The sequence below is a fragment of the Xanthomonas sp. NCPPB 2864 genome (assembly GCF_056675615.1).
Genome location: NZ_JBWWVS010000003.1, coordinates 466,400 through 482,258, shown reverse-complemented (window position 1 = coordinate 482,258; position 15,859 = coordinate 466,400). Strand labels below are relative to the sequence as shown.

Annotated in this window: 13 protein-coding genes; 10 read left to right on the top strand and 3 right to left on the bottom strand. The window is 67.0% G+C overall.

Features of this window, described 5'->3' with window-relative positions:
* Positions 1–4 precede the first annotated feature (4 nt).
* The 10 genes from sucB (at position 5) to AC1KVE_RS10370 (ending at position 11,939) form a co-directional block, all read left to right on the top strand.
* Positions 5–1,219, top strand: a complete 1,215-nt coding sequence (sucB, locus tag AC1KVE_RS10415) for a dihydrolipoyllysine-residue succinyltransferase (RefSeq protein ID WP_065048889.1) — start codon at positions 5–7, stop codon at positions 1,217–1,219.
* Between the two features lie 111 nt (positions 1,220–1,330).
* Positions 1,331–2,773, top strand: coding sequence for a dihydrolipoyl dehydrogenase (lpdA, locus tag AC1KVE_RS10410; RefSeq protein WP_104608029.1), 1,443 nt, complete (start codon positions 1,331–1,333; stop codon positions 2,771–2,773).
* Positions 2,774–2,989: 216 nt separating this feature from the next.
* Positions 2,990–3,583: an LOG family protein gene (locus AC1KVE_RS10405; RefSeq protein WP_184434101.1), complete on the top strand. Its 594-nt coding sequence runs from the start codon at positions 2,990–2,992 to the stop codon at positions 3,581–3,583.
* Positions 3,584–3,959: 376 nt separating this feature from the next.
* Positions 3,960–4,562, top strand: coding sequence for an IMPACT family protein (locus AC1KVE_RS10400; protein ID WP_024939326.1), 603 nt, complete (start codon positions 3,960–3,962; stop codon positions 4,560–4,562).
* Positions 4,559–6,328, top strand: a complete 1,770-nt coding sequence (locus AC1KVE_RS10395; protein WP_481092728.1) for an ABC transporter transmembrane domain-containing protein — start codon at positions 4,559–4,561, stop codon at positions 6,326–6,328. Before AC1KVE_RS10400 ends, AC1KVE_RS10395 begins: the two co-directional genes overlap by 4 nt.
* Before the next feature lie 100 nt (positions 6,329–6,428).
* Complete coding sequence (locus AC1KVE_RS10390; RefSeq protein ID WP_481092727.1) at positions 6,429–7,328, top strand: hydrogen peroxide-inducible genes activator; 900 nt, start codon at positions 6,429–6,431, stop codon at positions 7,326–7,328.
* An 88-nt stretch (positions 7,329–7,416) separates the two neighbouring features.
* Positions 7,417–9,105: an ATP-binding cassette domain-containing protein gene (locus tag AC1KVE_RS10385; protein ID WP_104543065.1), complete on the top strand. Its 1,689-nt coding sequence runs from the start codon at positions 7,417–7,419 to the stop codon at positions 9,103–9,105.
* Positions 9,089–10,174 (top strand): HlyD family secretion protein, encoded by a 1,086-nt coding sequence (locus AC1KVE_RS10380; protein WP_024939322.1) that lies wholly within the window; start codon positions 9,089–9,091, stop codon positions 10,172–10,174. The genes AC1KVE_RS10385 and AC1KVE_RS10380 overlap by 17 nt, the downstream gene beginning before the upstream one ends.
* Complete coding sequence (locus AC1KVE_RS10375) at positions 10,171–11,574, top strand: TolC family protein (RefSeq protein WP_481092726.1); 1,404 nt, start codon at positions 10,171–10,173, stop codon at positions 11,572–11,574. Before AC1KVE_RS10380 ends, AC1KVE_RS10375 begins: the two co-directional genes overlap by 4 nt.
* A gap of 152 nt (positions 11,575–11,726) precedes the next feature.
* Positions 11,727–11,939: a hypothetical protein gene (locus AC1KVE_RS10370; protein WP_024939320.1), complete on the top strand. Its 213-nt coding sequence runs from the start codon at positions 11,727–11,729 to the stop codon at positions 11,937–11,939.
* Between the two features lie 270 nt (positions 11,940–12,209).
* Here the strand turns inward: AC1KVE_RS10370 and AC1KVE_RS10365 are convergent, their stop codons facing one another.
* The 3 genes from AC1KVE_RS10365 to dnaJ all read right to left on the bottom strand — a co-directional run bounded on the left by AC1KVE_RS10365 (position 12,210) and on the right by dnaJ (position 15,710).
* Positions 12,210–13,337, bottom strand: coding sequence for a prephenate dehydrogenase (locus AC1KVE_RS10365; RefSeq protein WP_102580989.1), 1,128 nt, complete (start codon positions 13,335–13,337; stop codon positions 12,210–12,212).
* Complete coding sequence (pdxY, locus tag AC1KVE_RS10360) at positions 13,334–14,242, bottom strand: pyridoxal kinase (protein ID WP_481092725.1); 909 nt, start codon at positions 14,240–14,242, stop codon at positions 13,334–13,336. Before pdxY ends, AC1KVE_RS10365 begins: the two co-directional genes overlap by 4 nt.
* 340 nt (positions 14,243–14,582) lie before the next feature.
* Positions 14,583–15,710 carry a molecular chaperone DnaJ gene (dnaJ, locus tag AC1KVE_RS10355; RefSeq protein ID WP_024939317.1) on the bottom strand — a complete coding sequence of 376 codons (1,128 nt, stop codon included), beginning with the start codon at positions 15,708–15,710 and terminating at the stop codon, positions 14,583–14,585.
* Between the last annotated feature and the right edge of the window lie 149 nt (positions 15,711–15,859).

Sequence of the window (15,859 nt, the reverse complement as noted above, 5' to 3'; positions counted from 1 at the left end):
CCGAATGGCCACCGAAGTCAAAGTTCCGGTACTGCCCGAATCCGTTTCCGACGCCACCATCGCCAGCTGGCACAAGAAGGCCGGTGAAGCGGTCAAGCGCGACGAGAATCTGGTCGACCTGGAAACCGACAAGGTCGTGTTGGAAGTTCCTTCGCCGGTCGACGGCGTGCTGAAGGAAATCAAGTTCGAAGCCGGCAGCACCGTCACCAGCAACCAGATCCTGGCGATCATCGAAGAAGGCGCCGTGGCTGCGGCCGCACCGGCCGACGAGAAGAAGGCCGAGGCACCGGCGCCTGCCGCTGCTGCCCCGGCCGCCGCGCCGGCCCCGGCTGCTGCCGCTGCGCCTGCGGCTGCATCCAAGTCCGCTGCCGATGCGCTGCCGCCGGGTGCGCGTTTTTCCGCGATCACCCAGGGTGTGGATCCGGCCCAGGTCGAAGGCACCGGCCGTCGTGGCGCGGTGACCAAGGAAGACATCGTCAACTTCGCCAAGGCCGGCGGCGTGGGCAAGGCGTCCGGCGCCCGTCCGGAAGAGCGCGTGCCGATGACCCGCGTGCGCAAGACCATCGCCAAGCGCCTGATGGAGTCCAAGAACTCCACCGCGATGCTGACCACCTTCAACGAGGTCAACCTGGCCAAGGTCTCGGCCGCACGCAAGGAACTGCAGGACGAGTTCCAGAAGGCGCACGGCATCAAGCTCGGTTTCATGAGCTTCTTCGTCAAGGCCGCCGCCAACGCGCTGCAGCGCTTCCCGCTGGTCAACGCCTCGATCGACGGCGACGACATCATCTATCACGGCTACAGCGACATCTCCATCGCCGTGTCCACCGACAAGGGCCTGGTCACGCCGGTGCTGCGTAACGTCGAGCGCCAGTCGTTTGCCGACGTCGAACAGGGCATTGCCGACTACGCCGCCAAGGCCCGCGCCGGCAAGCTGGGCCTGGACGATCTGCAGGGTGGCACCTTCACCATCACCAACGGCGGCACCTTCGGCTCGCTGCTGTCGACCCCGATCATCAACCCGCCGCAGAGCGCCATCCTGGGCATGCACGCGATCAAGGAGCGCCCGATCGCCGAGAACGGCCAGGTCGTGATCGCCCCGATGATGTATCTGGCGCTGTCCTACGACCACCGCATCATCGACGGCAAGGACTCGGTGCAGTTCCTGGTCGACATCAAGAATCAGCTGGAAAACCCGGGCCGGATGTTGTTCGGTCTGTGATGAAAGCCGGGATTGGGGATTCGGGATTGGGGATTGGCGAGAGCCGCCCTTTCCCGAGCATCCCGCTTTTACGAATCCCCAATCCCCAATTCCCAATCTCGTGAGCGAAGAATGAGCGAACAAGAACAATTCGACGTCGTCGTCATCGGTGCCGGTCCGGCCGGTTATCACGCTGCGATTCGCGCGGCCCAGCTGGGCATGAAGGTCGCCTGCATCGACGCGGCTATCGGTAAGGATGGCAAGCCGGCGCTGGGCGGTACCTGCCTGCGCGTGGGCTGCATTCCGTCCAAGGCGCTGCTGGATTCCTCGCGCCAGTTCTGGAACATGGGCCACCTGTTCGGCGACCACGGCATCAGCTTCAACGACGCCAAGATGGACGTGCCCACCATGATCGGCCGCAAGGACAAGATCGTGAAGCAGTTCACCGGCGGCATCGCGATGCTGTTCAAGGCGAACAAGATCACCCCGTATTACGGCTTCGGCCAGCTGCTGCCGGGCAACATCGTCAAGGTCGCACAGCACGAAGGCGGCGAGATCGAACTCAAGGGCACCAACGTGATCCTTGCGGCCGGCTCGGAATCGATCGAGCTGCCGTTCGCCAAGTTCGACGGCGACACCATCGTCGACAACGTCGGCGGCCTGGACTTCACCGCCGTGCCCAAGCGCCTGGCCGTGATCGGCGCCGGCGTGATCGGCCTGGAACTGGGCAGCGTGTGGAAGCGCCTGGGCGCCGAGGTCACCATCCTCGAAGCGCTGCCGGATTTCCTGGCGCTGGCCGATGCCGAAGTGGCCAAGACCGCGCTGAAGGAATTCAAGAAGCAGGGCCTGGATATCAAGCTGGGCGCCAAGGTCAGCAAGACCGAGATCACCGGCAGCGGCGATGCCAAGCAGGTGGTGCTCAGCTACACCGACAGCGCCGGCGAGCAGACCCTGACCGTGGACAAGCTGCTGGTGGCCGTGGGCCGCAAGGCCGCCACCAAGAACCTGCTGGCTGACGGCACCGGCGTCAAGGTGACCGACCGCGGCCAGATCGAGGTCGATGGCCATTGCCATACCGGCGTCGACGGCGTGTGGGCCATCGGCGACTGCGTGCGCGGGCCGATGCTGGCGCACAAGGGCTTCGAGGAAGGCATCGCGGTCGCCGAGCTGATCGCCGGCCTGCCCGGCCACGTCAACTTCGACACCATTCCGTGGGTCATCTACACCGAGCCGGAGATTGCCTGGGTCGGCAAGACCGAGCAGCAGTTGAAGGCCGAAGGCGTCGCCTACAAGGCCGGCAGCTTCCCGTTCGCGGCGATCGGCCGTGCCGTGGCCATGGGCGAGCCGGCCGGCTTCGTCAAGGTCATCGCCGATGCCGAAACCGACCGCGTGCTGGGCATGCACCTGGTCGGTGTGGGCGTCTCCGAGCTGGTCCACGAAGGCGTGCTGACGATGGAATTCAACGGCTCGGCCGACGACCTGGCTCGCATCTGCCACGCCCACCCGACGCTGTCCGAAGCGATCCACGATGCCGCGATGGCAGTGAGCAAGCGCGCGATTCATAAGGCCAACTGACCGGGATTGGTGGATTCGGGATTGGGGATTCGCAACTGCGGCTCTCCGTCCCGGCCCTCTCCGGCAATGACATGGCGCCGGGTGAAAACCCGGCGTTATGTTTTTCAAGCCAGGCAAGAACTCAAACAATTCAGCGCGCCCCCTGCCGATGGCATCACCTGCAATCAGCAGCGCAGCCTCGCTTTTACCAATCTCCAATCCCAACCCCCGAATCCCATGAAAAGCATCTGCGTCTACTGCGGCTCCAATGCCGGCAACAAATCCGCCTACGCCGAGCGCGCCACTGCGCTGGGCCAGCGCATCGCCGAGCAGGGCCTGCGGCTGGTGTATGGCGGCGGCAATGTCGGGCTGATGGGCACCGTGGCCAATGCGGTGCTGGCGGCTGGTGGCGAGGTGACCGGGGTGATTCCGCAGCAGCTGGCCGATTGGGAAGTGGCGCACCGTGGGCTGACCACGCTGGAAATCGTTGGCTCCATGCATGAGCGCAAGATGCGCATGTTCGAGCTGTCCGATGCCTTTGTCGCCCTGCCCGGCGGCTTCGGCACCATGGAAGAGATCTTTGAGATGCTCACCTGGCGCCAGCTCGGCATCGGCAACAAGCCTTGCGCGTTCCTGGATATCGAAGGGTTTTACGCACCGCTGATCGGCATGATCGATCGCATGGTGGAAGAGCGCTTCCTGCATCCGGACCAGCGCAGCGACCTGTGGTACGGCGCCGATATCGAACAGATGCTGGAGTGGATGCAGCATTACACGCCGGCGCAGGCTTCCAAGTGGATCGACGAGAAGCGCCGCTCCACCCTGGTGTGATGCGGGGCGACGCACGCTCCCTGTCCCATCGCAGGCCAGGCCCGGCGTCAGGCACGCGCCTCAGGAGGCACGCAGCGGCGCTGTAGTCATACGTCAGCTGTGTGGAAGTAGCCACGCACCGGGCCATGTCCCACTTATGCGGCCATCGCTCGGCGCGATGCCGCACCCGGCGGCGCCTGCCACGACCCGAATCGTGCGTCACGTTGCTCGCCAGGTCGACAGAGCAACGACAGCGCCCCGGCGCAACCGCCCGGGAGCTCGCGCGCTCATTGCACATCCGCCCGGTCGCAACGCACCGCCCAACCCCCTGCCGATCTGCAAGCTTGCAACGGCAGTCACGATGGCTGCGGCGTCCGGCGCGAGCGGCTCGCATAGAATGGCGACGATGCTCGATACCCTCGCCGCTGACGCGCACCACAGCCTGGACATCAAGCACAGTCGCTTTCTGGCCAACGCTGCGGCACTGGACTCTCCCGCGCAGGCGCTGGAGATCGTGCAGCGCGTGTCCGTTGCCGATGCCACCCACAACTGCTGGGCCTACCGATTCGGGCAGGACTACCGTTCCAGCGACGATGGCGAGCCCAGCGGCACCGCCGGGCGGCCAATTCTCGCGGCCATCGATGGCCAGGGCTACGACCGCGTGGTGGTGGTGGTCACACGCTGGTATGGCGGCATCAAGCTCGGTGCCGGTGGGCTGGTGCGTGCCTACGGCGGCGCCGCAGCCGAATGCCTGCGACTGGCGGCGCGACAGCCATTGATTGCGTTGTCGCTGCTCGACCTGCAATGCCGGTTCGACGACCTGGGCCTGGTGCATGCTGCCTTGAGCGCCTTCCACGCCGACAAGCTGGACGAGCGCTTCGACGCGCAGGGCGCGGCACTGCGCGTGCAACTGCCTGCCGATCAACTGGCCGGCTTGAAAACGCGCCTGTGCGACGCCACTCGCAACCGTGTCCATCTCTCATCACCGGAAGCCGCATGAACCAGCCAGCCGCCGCCAGGCCCAACCCGTTGCGGAAGCTTGGCAGCCTGCGCACCTTGTGGCCGTTCGTGCAGCGCCAGCGTGGCCTGTTCGCCGCCTGGCTGATCGCACTGGCCATTTCCTCGGCCGCCACGTTGAGCCTGCCGGCGGCGGTCAAGCAGATGATCGACCATGGTTTCTCCGGCGGCTCGCAGATCAACCACGCCTTCGCACTGTTGTTCGCGGTGGCGGTGGTGCTGGCGGTGGCAACGGCCGCGCGGTTTTATTTCGTCGCGTTGCTGGGCGAAAAAGTGGTGGCCGACCTGCGCGGCCGCCTGTATGCGCATCTGATCGGACTGGACGCCGGCTTCCATGATCGCAGCCGCAGCGGCGAGTTGGTGTCGCGCCTGTCGGCCGACAGCGAGCTGCTGCGCGGCGTGATCGGCACCACCATGTCGGTGGCGCTGCGCAGCTCGGTGACGGTGATCGGCAGCATGGTGATGTTGTTCGTGACCAGCCCGCGGCTGGCCGGCTTCACCCTGATCGGCATTCCGCTGGCGGTGCTGCCGATCGTGCTGGGTGCACGCCGCCTGCAGAAGATCTCGCGCGCCAGCCAGGACCGCGTTGCCGATGCCAACACGCTGGCGGCCGAAACGCTGGGCGCGGTGCGCACTGTGCAGGCGCATGCGCGCGAGCGCTACGAGAGCCAGCGGTTCAGCCAGGCCCTGTTCGCCGCGATCGATACCGCACGGCTGCGCATCCGCACCCAGGCCACCGTGACGGCGGTGGCGATCATGCTGATCTTCGGCGCCATCGTCGGTGTGCTGTGGCTGGGCGCGCACGATGTGATCGCCGGACGCATGACCCCCGGCACGCTGGGGCAGTTCGTGTTGTACGCGCTGATCGGTGGCGGGTCGGTCGGTGCCTTGGCCGAGGTCTGGAACGAGTTGCAGCGCGCGGCCGGCGGCATGGGCCGGGTCGGCGAATTGCTCGACGAGCAGCCGGCGATCGTCGCCCCGGCCACGCCGCAGCCCTTGCCGCAGCCACTGCGCGGCGCGATCCATTTCGATCAGGTGGTGTTCCATTATCCGCAGCGCCCCGATGCGCCGGCGCTGGATGGCTTCGACCTGCATGTCCATCCGGGCGAAACCGTGGCGCTGGTCGGGCCCTCCGGCGCCGGCAAGAGCACGGTGCTGGCGATGTTGCTGCGCTTCCACGACCCGGTCAGCGGCAGCCTGCGTATCGACGAGGTGGACCTGCGCGATACCGACCCGGTACTGCTGCGCGAACGCATCGCCCTGGTGCCGCAGCAGCCCACGCTGTTTGCCGCCAGCGCCGCCGACAACATCCGCTATGGGCGCCTGGACGCCAGCGATGCGGAGGTGCAGGCCGCCGCCGCGGCCGCCGAGGCCGACAGTTTCATCCGCGCCCTGCCGCAGGGCTACGCCAGCGAACTCGGCGAACGCGGCACGCGCCTGTCCGGCGGCCAGCAGCAACGGGTGGCGATCGCGCGCGCCTTGCTCAAGGACGCGCCGATCCTGCTGCTAGACGAGGCCACCAGCGCGCTGGATGCGCAGAGCGAACGCGCCGTGCAGCAGGCACTGGACCGGTTGATGGAAGGCCGCACCACGCTGGTCATCGCCCATCGCCTGGCCACCGTGCTCAAGGCCGACCGCATCGTGGTGATGGATGCCGGCCGCATCGTCGCGCAGGGCACGCACGCGCAGTTGATCGCCGAAGGCGGCCTGTACGCCGAACTGGCGCGGCTGCAGTTCATCGATCAATGACGCCTGGGTGACACCGGCGTGTGCTGTCATGCCGGCGTGTCCGCGGCAGCGGCCCGGGCCGATCCTGCGCCCCCACGCGCCCCACCTGACGACGTCACGCATGCCCCGCCCCAGAACCACCCTTCGCCAGCTCAGTTATTTCGTCGCGCTTGCCGACACCGGCAGCTTCACCCGCGCCGCCGAGCAGATGGGCGTGTCGCAACCCTCGCTGTCGCAGCAGATCCGTGCGCTGGAAACCATCGTCGGCGCCGCGCTGTTCGAACGTGGCGTGCCGGCCATCCTGACGCCGTTGGGGCGCGACCTGCTCGAACGCGCGCGCAGCATCCTGCTGGACGTCGCCGATCTGGAAGAGGTCCGCGCCACCTCGGCCGACACCTTGATCGGCACCATCCGGCTGGGCGTGTCGCCAACGCTGGGCGCCTACCTGATGCCGAGTCTGGTGGCGCGCCTGCACCGCGAACATCCGGCACTGCGCGTGCACGTGCGCGAAGGCCTGCCGACCGCGCTCGCCAGCGGCCTGGCCAGCGGCGTGCACGACCTGATCCTGGCGCAATTGCCGGTGGCCGGGCGCGGCCTGCACAGCGAGCGGCTGTTCCGCGAATCGCTGCACGTGACCATGGCCGCCGATCATCCCTTGCGGGCCAAGACCTGCATCACGCCGGCCGATCTGCGCGGCGCCAACCTGCTCACCTTGATGCCCGAGTACCGCCTGGCCGAACAGGTGGCGGCGATCGCCATGGACGTCGGCGCTAATGTGCTGCGCGATTACGAAGGCACCAGCCTGGATGCGATCCGCCAGATGGCCGGGATGGGCATGGGTCTTGCACTGCTGCCAGACCTGTATGTGCGCCAGGAAATCCGCGAGGGCGACGATGTCGTGGTCCGGCCGATCAAAGGCGGACGCTACTATAGGGAGATCGGGCTGTTGTGGCGGCAGGGCGCAGGCCGCGCACCGGCCTTCGGCCTGATCGCCGATCTTCTGCGTGCGGTGGCCGCATAGGAAAATCCTATGCCTCGAATAAGCGCTGCGGCCTTGTTCGCCAGCTGCAACTCGTCAATGCTTCATTGAACTCATCAACGGAAATCGAATGGCGGGCAAGCAGATCGGATGGCGGGAAGCGGGAGCCTGGCTGGCGGAAATCGTCGGGCCGGACATGCCCTATGTGCGCCTGGCCATGGTGTACGGAGTCGCGATCAGCCTGCTGTCGCTGGCCACGCCGATCTCGGTGCAGTTGCTGATCAACAGCGTGGCCAATACCGCGCTGGCGGCGCCGCTGTGGACCCTGTCGAGCCTGTTGCTGGGCCTGTTGCTGCTGGTCGCCGGCCTGAGCGCGATGCGGGTGTGGATCATGGCGCTGTTCGAGCGCCGGCTGTTCGCACGCGTGGTGTCGGAAATCACCGTGCGCGCGGTGCATGCGCAGAATCCGTTCTTCGCCGACCAGAACCGCGGCGACATGTTCAACCGCTACTTCGATCTGGTGGTGGTGCAGAAAGCGGTGCCGAGCCTGGCCATCGGCGCCTTCACCATCGTGCTGCAATCGGCGGTCGGGCTGATACTCACCAGCTTCTACCACCCGTTCTTCCTGGGCTTCAATGCCTTGCTGCTGCTGGTCATCTTCGGCATCTGGATGATCTGGTCGCGCGGGTCGATCCGCACCGCGGTCGACCTGAGCCATGCCAAGCACGAGGCCGCGCGCTGGCTGGAAAGTGTCGGCGGCTCCAACGGCTTCTATAAATCCAGCCGCCACCTCAACTTCGCGATGGACCGCTCCGAGTCCGTCACCGCCGCCTATGTCGACCGGCATCGGCGCCACTTCCGTTACAGCTTCACCCAGACGGTGGCGTTCCTGCTGGTCTACGCGATCGCCAGCGCGGCGCTGCTGGCGCTGGGCGGCAACCTGATCCTGCGGGGCGAGCTGTCGATCGGCCAGCTGGTGGCAGCCGAGCTGATCCTCAGCGCGGTCTTTTACGGCATCTCGCAACTCGGTGCGTACCTGGACGCGTTCTACGACCTGGTGGCCAGCTCCGAGGAACTGTCGCTGCTGTTCGCCATCCCGCAGGAACGCGCGGTCGTGGCACCCGGCAAGACGCCCGGCAACAGCGCGGTGCGCCTGGACGGGGTGGTGATCGACGGCGCGCGTTTCGATTTTTCGCTGGCTGCCGGCGAGCAGTTGGTGACGATCGCCGATGGCGGCGCGGAGCGGCTGCTGGCGATGATCCTCAAGCGCCACGTGGTCCCCGATCGCGGGCTGGTCATGGTGGGCGGTGCGGACCTGGCCACCTTCGACATGTATCTGCTGCGCTCGGAAGTGACGGTGCTCGACCGGCCGACCATTGTCGAGGTCACCATCCGCGAATATCTGGCGCTGGCGTCGGCCGATGTGAACTCCGAAGCGATGCTGGAGGCGATCGATGCGGTGGGCTTGCGCACCCGTATCGCCGCGCTGCCGCAGGGCCTGGACACGCGGCTGGCCGCCTCCGGCTACCCGCTGTGGATCGGTGAAGTGATGGCCTTGAAGCTGGCCAATGCGCTGCTGGTGCGCCCGCGCGTGCTGATGCTGTCGCAGCTGTACGACCTGATTCCCGCCGACCGCCTGGCCGGCGTGCTGCGACGCCTGAAGGCGGCCGGCACCACGGTGCTGCTGTGCACCGGGCGGCCGGAAGACATCACCCTGGATGGCTGGTTCCACCTGCAGCCCGAGCGACAGCAGCGCTTTGCCACCCGCACCGAACTGGTCGCCTCCACGCAGGAGGCAAACGATGCAGCACGCTACTGATCGCAACGCGCACTTCCCCACCCTGGCGGCGATGCGCCCACCGAGCATTGCCAAGGCGCTGGCCTGGATGCTGCTGATCGGCATTGTCATTGCCAGCGCGATCCTGGCGCTGGCGCCGTGGGTGCAGACCGCCAGCGGCAAGGGCCAGGTGGTGGCGCTGGATCCGGGCGACCGCCAGCAGCAGGTCACCGCCTTCGTGCCCGGCCGGGTCGAGCGCTGGTATGTGCACGACGGCCAGCATGTCTCGCGCGGCGATCCGATCGCGCGTGTCGGCGACCTGGACCCGGATCTGCTCGCCCGCCTGGCCAGCGAGCGGGCCCAGGTGCAGGCGGAAATCACCGCGATCCAGCAATCGCGCGCGGTTGCCAGCATCGATGTGGCACGCAGCAGGCAATTGCTCGCCGAGGGGCTGGCCGGCCGCCGCGACTTCGAGCTGACCCAGATCAAGGTCGCCGAGGCCGATGCCAAGCTGGCCGAATCGCGCGCCAAGCTGACCCGCATCGACATCCAGTTGAACCGCCAGTCGGCGCAGTTGGTGCGCGCACCGCGCGATGGCCGCGTGCAGCAGCTCAACGCCGCCAGCGGTAGTGCGATGGTCTCGCCCGGCACGGTGCTGGCGGTGATCGCGCCGGAGCGGGTGGAGCGCGCGGTCGAGCTATATATCGACGGCCGCGACGTGCCGCTGATCCGCCCCGGCCGCCCGGTGCGGCTGGAGTTCGAAGGCTGGCCGGCGATCCAGTTCAGCGGCTGGCCGTCGGTGGCGCACGGCATGTTCGATGGCCGCGTGCGCGCCATCGACCCCAATGCCGCGCCCGACGGCCTGTTCCGCATCCTGGTCGAACCGCAGCCGGGCAAGCCGGCCTGGCCGGCGCAGGAATTCGCCCGCCAGGGCGGCAAGGTGCGCGGCTGGGTGCAGGGCGAAACGGTGAAGGTGGGCTACGAACTGTGGCGCCAGCTCAACAATTTCCCGCTGGAGTTTGGCCGCCGTCCGGCAGCGACGACGACGCAGGATGAGGGCAAGGCCAAGGCGGCGCCCAAGGCCGAAGACGACGAGACCGGCAAGAAATGATCCGCCGTCTTGTCGCCTTGCTGATCGCGCTCGTACCGGGCATGGTCGCCGCCCAGACCACCCCGCTGATGCTGGACGAAGTGCTGCGCTCCTCTGCACGCTCTTCCCCGCAGATCGTCGAAGCGCTGGCCAAGGTCCGCCAGGCCGAAGGCAAGGGCATCTCGGCCGATGGTGCGTTCGATACCGTGTTCGATCTCGACGGCCGTTCGCGCGAGGCCGGCTACTACGACGGCAGCACGATCGAAAGCACCGTCAAGCGTCCCTTCGATGACAACGGCGGCTACTACTACGGCGGTTACCGCTCCTCGCGCGGCGCGTTCCCGGTCTACGAAGACAAGTCCTACACCGACCGCGGCGGCGAAGTGAAAGTCGGCGCGCTGTATGCGTTGCTGCGCGACCGCGTGGTCGACGAACGCCGCACCCGCCGCAGCGTTGCCGGTGGCGATATCGATGTCGCCCAGTACGAAGCGCAAATGGTCGCCATCGGTGTGCAACGCCGCGCGGTGGATGCCTACCAGAGCTGGGTCGCGGCCGGCCTGAAGCTGCGCGCGTACAACGACCTGCTGCAGCTGGCCGAGCAGCGCCGCAATGCGATTTCCCGGCAGGTGACGCTGGGCGCGCGGCCCACCATCCTGCTGACCGAGAACGACCAGAACCTGGTCCGCCGGCGTGCCCTGGTGGTGCGCTCGGAGCAGGACTTCGCCAGCGCCGCCAATGCCTTGTCGCTGTACCTGCGCGACGATGCCGGCATGCCGTTGATCGTCTCCACCGAGCGCCTGCCGGCCGATACATCGGCGCTGGAAGGTCTGGCCGGTGCCAGCAGGATCACCGCGCCGGTGGAGCGCCCCGATTACCGTGCGGTGCTGACCCGGATCGACCAGGCCACCGCGCGGCTGATGCTGGCGCAGAACGATCTCAAACCACGCCTGGATGTCAGCTTCGAGGTCAGCAAGGACCTGGGGGCGCCGGGTGTGGGTGGCCCGAACCGCTCGCCGACCGATGCGATCATCGGCTTCCGCTTCAGCGTGCCGCTGGAAAACCGCACCGCCAAGGGCAAGGTCGCCGAAGCACGCGCCGAGATCGAGGCGCTGGATCAGCGCAGCCGCTACCTGCGCGACCAGATCACGGTGGAGGTCGAGTCGATCGTCATTTCGCTCACCGCTGCCGAGCGGCTGGCCAAGATCGCCGACGAAGAACGCAGCCTGGCCGACCGCCTGGCCGTGGCCGAGCGCCGACGCTTCGAACTGGGGTCGGGCGATTTCTTCCTGGTCAATCAGCGCGAAGAAACCGCCAACGATGCCCGCGTGCGCCTGATCGATGCGCAGGCGCGCATTGCCTCGGCGCGTGCCGAGCTGGCAGCGGCAACGGCCGACCGGGACGCGTTGCAGCTGAGCCGTTGAGCAGGCTTCTGGCCGGCTCGCCAAACGGTGCCGCAGTGCGCAATGACGCCCGGGTAACACCTGCCTGCGCATGCTCGCCTGCAGCGGCCCGGCGCCGGGCGTGCGGTCCCTGGCGGCTCGCACTGCGACCCTGAAATCCTTCGGAGGTGCGTATGTCTTTCCGGCAATTTCCCGCAATCGGTGCAGATGGCGAGTCCTACGTCATCATCGAATTCCGCGACGAGCTCGAATCCCGCAACGGGCAGCAAGGCCGCATGCAAGCGCATACGGCGCCACGCTACGAACTGCCCGATGGCCGCCGCCTGCAACGGCAGGGCCAGCGCTTCATCACCGATGGTGGCGAGCTGCGCCTGTCGACGCCCTGAAATAGCACTGGTCATTTTTTAACCAACCCGTCCGTAGCCGTTGCAGCGCAAAGGCTGCGCACAGTTATCCACATGCTTGTGCAGGTTTCATCCACACCCTGTGTGGATGAAACCGGTGCGCGTTATTTGGCATTGCGCCGAGCGACAATCACCCTCGCCCTCGATGCATCGCATGCGGTATCGCTCGGCCAGCACATGATCGGCGCCTGACATCTGCACCCTGCTGCGGCCATCGACAGTGGGCAAGCCCACGGCCGCCCTGCACTGTTGCTACCCGTTGCGGTCGGAACGCTCCAGCACCCGTCCGATGCCGCTGCGGTCGATTTCGCTGGCCGCCTGCGCCAGCGCCGCGCGATCGCTACCCGGCTCGAACCCGATGCGGAAATGCAGCTCGCCCACCGGCGTGCGCGAGGAATGGATCGACGACAGGTTCACCCCATGCTGCTCGAACACATGCAGCAAGGCACGCAACGAGCCGGGCTGGTCTTGCGGCAGATACACGCTCAAGGTCAGCGGTTCGGTGAGGTCGGCCAGCAGGTAGCCCACGCGCTCATATGTGTAGTTGCCGGCCGCGAGCGATTCGCCCTGCAGCGCCTGCGCGTTGTCGTCCAGGAACCGGGCGCGAAACTGCGCGCGCGCCGCATCGTCGCCCTGCGCGACCAGGGCGCGCAGCTCCTGCAGTTGCAGCAACAAACGATCGAGCATCTCGCCGACATAGGGGTTGCCGAACTGGATGTCTTCGTAGATCGCCGGATTGAGCGAGAGGATGCGTGCGATCACCGCGGTATCCAGCTCGAACGAGGCCGAGCGATACGGCATCAGCGCGCGCAGCTCGCCGAGCAGTGGCGCGTAGTCGCGCAAGGTGCCGGCCTGCGCCAGATGGGTGGCGTGCACCATTGCCTGAACCAGCGCCATCACGCGGTCGTGGTGCTCGGGCGTGGCGTACACGCACTCGGCCTGCAACGCGGTACACAGCGCCTGTACCCACGTGGACCAGTGCTGCAGGCGTGCCTGGCAGACCACCATCACCCGACCTTTCAAGGTGGGCGATTTTGGCGGTGCGGTCATCGGATGCAGGCCGACGACCTCGGCCGGCGAGGCCAGCATCGCAGCCACCGGTGCCTGCTTGATCGAGGTGACATCCATCCACAACTGCGACGCGGCGCGCGGGCCGGCAAGATCCACATAGCGCTCGATCAAGCCGGCGGTGTGGCGGATCGGTGCAGAGAAAATCAGCACGTCCGCTCGCTGCGCCAATGTGGCTTCGTCGATGTCGCCGTCAGCTGCCGGATCGAAGCCGATCACCTCCAGCCGCATGCGCGTGCGCAGGAACTGCGCCAGCCAGCGTCCGTAAGCGCCGGCGATGCCGACGATGCCGACCACCGGCTGCGCCATCATGCCAAGCGCTCGACGGCAAAGCGCGGTGCGGCCGCGAGTGCGGCCGGCGCGGCGGCCAGCACATCGAACTCTTCGAAGCCTGCAGCCAGGGTCGCTTCCAGCGCGCTGTGCACGCCGCTGAGCGCGTGCCCCACCGCCTGCTCGAACGGCACCTCGCGCAGCAGCAAACCGATCAGCAAGGCCATCAGCACATCGCCGGTGCCGGCCACATCCACCGGCAGATGCGGCGTGGCCCATCGATACACTGCCGCGTTGCTGACCGCCAACGTCACCAGTTCGCCGGTCGCACCGGCCACGCTGTGCGCAAGCACCCATTGCGGGCCGCGCGCCAGCAATGCGCGCGCGGCGACGATGGCATCGTCCTGCTGCAGACTCGGCAAACCGGTCAGGCGCCCGAGCTCGAACGCATTCGGTGTCACCAGCCAGGCATGCGGCAACAGCCGCTCGGCGAAGACGCGCTCCAGTCCAGGCTCGACATACGGGCCGGTGTGCGTGTCACCGATCACCGGGTCCAGGCAATACCGCAGCTGCGGCGCCTGCGGCAAGGTCTGCTCGAGCCAGTCGGCGAATGCTTCGCCATTGGCCAGGCTGCCGAAGTAGCCGGAGACCAGCATGCGCGCACGCTGCGGCAGGCCGCGCTCGGTGGCACCCAGCAACAGGTCAGCCAACCAGTCGGCCGGCAGGATGCGGCCGCGCAAGGTGGCGTAGAACGGCGCGTTGCTCAGCAGCGTGGTGGGCACTTCCGCCACCCGCAGGCCCAGCGCACGCAACGGCGGCACCGCCGCGCTGTTGCCGGCATGGCCATAGACCAGCTGCGATTGCACCGAGATCACATCGATCGGCGAAGGACCATCTGGACGCTGGCGGCGACCGTGGACGAGGTGACTGTCGAGGGCATTGTTCATCGCCGCATTTTACGCCAGCGCCACGACGCGCCCAGCGTCGATCGATGCGCCCACCGTCCGCTCGCCGCTGCACGCGCCGCCACCAGGCCGGTCTGTGCGCCGGCAGCAGTCGCTATTGCTCTTACCTCTGCGGGCTCCCGCCGCAAAAACGCAAATGCCGGCCCCTGGGGCCGGCATTCATAGGGACAACCTCGCTCAGCCGTGCAACTCTGCAAACATTCGGAGCGGGCATCCACACCCACGAATCCCGAATCGCCACACTGGCGCACCATCTCGGCAGGCCCGGTCACGCCGCCCTTACGATTCCCCAATCCCGACTCCCGACTCCCGACTCCCAGCCTCAGGACGTCATCCGATCCCAGAAGCCCTTGACGCCATCGATGAACGTGGCCGACTTGGGCGAATGCTTGCGGGCATCCTCACCGGTGAACGTGGCCTCGAACTGCTGCAGCAACGCGCGCTGGTCGGCGGTCAGATTCACCGGCGTTTCGACCACCACGCGGCAATACAGGTCGCCTTCGGTACGGCTACGCACCGAGCGCACGCCCTTGCCGCGCAACCGGAACAGCTTGCCGGTCTGGGTTTCGGCCGGAATGCGGATTTCCGCCTCGCCGCCCAGGGTCGCCACACGCACGGTGTCGCCGAGCGCCGCCTGCGAGATGCGGATCGGCACTTCGCAATGCAGGTCGTCGCCGTCGCGCTGGAAGATCGCATGCTCGCGCACGCGCACCTCCACATACAGATCGCCCGGCGGCGTGCCAGCCGGACCGGCCTCGCCCTCGCCTGCCAGACGGATGCGGTCGCCGGTATCCACACCGGCAGGCACCTTGATCGACAGCACCTTGTCTTCTTCCACGCGACCGGCGCCGTGGCAGGTCTTGCACGGATTCTGGATCAGCGTGCCGCGCCCGTCGCAATGCGGGCAGCTCTGCTGCATGGCGAAGATGCCGCGCTGGATGCGTACCTGGCCGCGTCCGTGGCAGGTCCCGCACACTTCCACCTTGCCGTCTTCCGAACCGCTGCCGTGGCAGGGCTCGCACTCGATCAGGGTCGGGATCTCGATGCGGCGCTCGATGCCAGCGACGGCTTCTTCCAGATCCAGTTCCAACACGTAACCGACGTCGGCGCCACGTCGCGCAGCGCGCGGACCGGCGGCGCCACCGCCGAAAATATTGCCGAAGATATCGCCAAAGATATCTCCCATGTCCGGGCCACCCGGCCCACCACCACCGCCCATGCCGTGCTCGAACGCAGCGTGGCCATGCGCATCGTAGGCACGGCGCTTGTTGCCATCCGACAACACTTCATAGGCTTCCTTGCACTCCTTGAACATCGCCTCGGCAGCAGCGTCGCCTGGATTGCGGTCCGGGTGGTGCTTCATCGCACAGCGCCGATACGCCTTCTTCAGCTCCTCGTCGCTGGCGCCACGGGCAACGCCCAGCACTTCGTAGTAATCGCGTTTGCTCATAAGCCGGTATTGGGGATTCGTGATTTGAGATTCGTTGAAACGCAAAAGCGGACAGCATGCGCTGGTCCGCCTTGGCGACGCGACGCGTAAAGGATATCGGGATGGGGATCGGCAGCTTTAGCGGCTGCCAATCCCCACTCCCGACTCCC

Coding starts and splice junctions, on each gene's coding strand:
- sucB (WP_065048889.1), top strand. CDS start 5: ATGGCCACCGAAGTCAAAGTTCCGGTACTGCCCGAATCCGTTTCCGAC.
- lpdA (WP_104608029.1), top strand. CDS start 1,331: ATGAGCGAACAAGAACAATTCGACGTCGTCGTCATCGGTGCCGGTCCG.
- AC1KVE_RS10405 (WP_184434101.1), top strand. CDS start 2,990: ATGAAAAGCATCTGCGTCTACTGCGGCTCCAATGCCGGCAACAAATCC.
- AC1KVE_RS10400 (WP_024939326.1), top strand. CDS start 3,960: ATGGCGACGATGCTCGATACCCTCGCCGCTGACGCGCACCACAGCCTG.
- AC1KVE_RS10395 (WP_481092728.1), top strand. CDS start 4,559: ATGAACCAGCCAGCCGCCGCCAGGCCCAACCCGTTGCGGAAGCTTGGC.
- AC1KVE_RS10390 (WP_481092727.1), top strand. CDS start 6,429: ATGCCCCGCCCCAGAACCACCCTTCGCCAGCTCAGTTATTTCGTCGCG.
- AC1KVE_RS10385 (WP_104543065.1), top strand. CDS start 7,417: ATGGCGGGCAAGCAGATCGGATGGCGGGAAGCGGGAGCCTGGCTGGCG.
- AC1KVE_RS10380 (WP_024939322.1), top strand. CDS start 9,089: ATGCAGCACGCTACTGATCGCAACGCGCACTTCCCCACCCTGGCGGCG.
- AC1KVE_RS10375 (WP_481092726.1), top strand. CDS start 10,171: ATGATCCGCCGTCTTGTCGCCTTGCTGATCGCGCTCGTACCGGGCATG.
- AC1KVE_RS10370 (WP_024939320.1), top strand. CDS start 11,727: ATGTCTTTCCGGCAATTTCCCGCAATCGGTGCAGATGGCGAGTCCTAC.
- AC1KVE_RS10365 (WP_102580989.1), bottom strand. CDS start 13,337: ATGATGGCGCAGCCGGTGGTCGGCATCGTCGGCATCGCCGGCGCTTAC.
- pdxY (WP_481092725.1), bottom strand. CDS start 14,242: ATGAACAATGCCCTCGACAGTCACCTCGTCCACGGTCGCCGCCAGCGT.
- dnaJ (WP_024939317.1), bottom strand. CDS start 15,710: ATGAGCAAACGCGATTACTACGAAGTGCTGGGCGTTGCCCGTGGCGCC.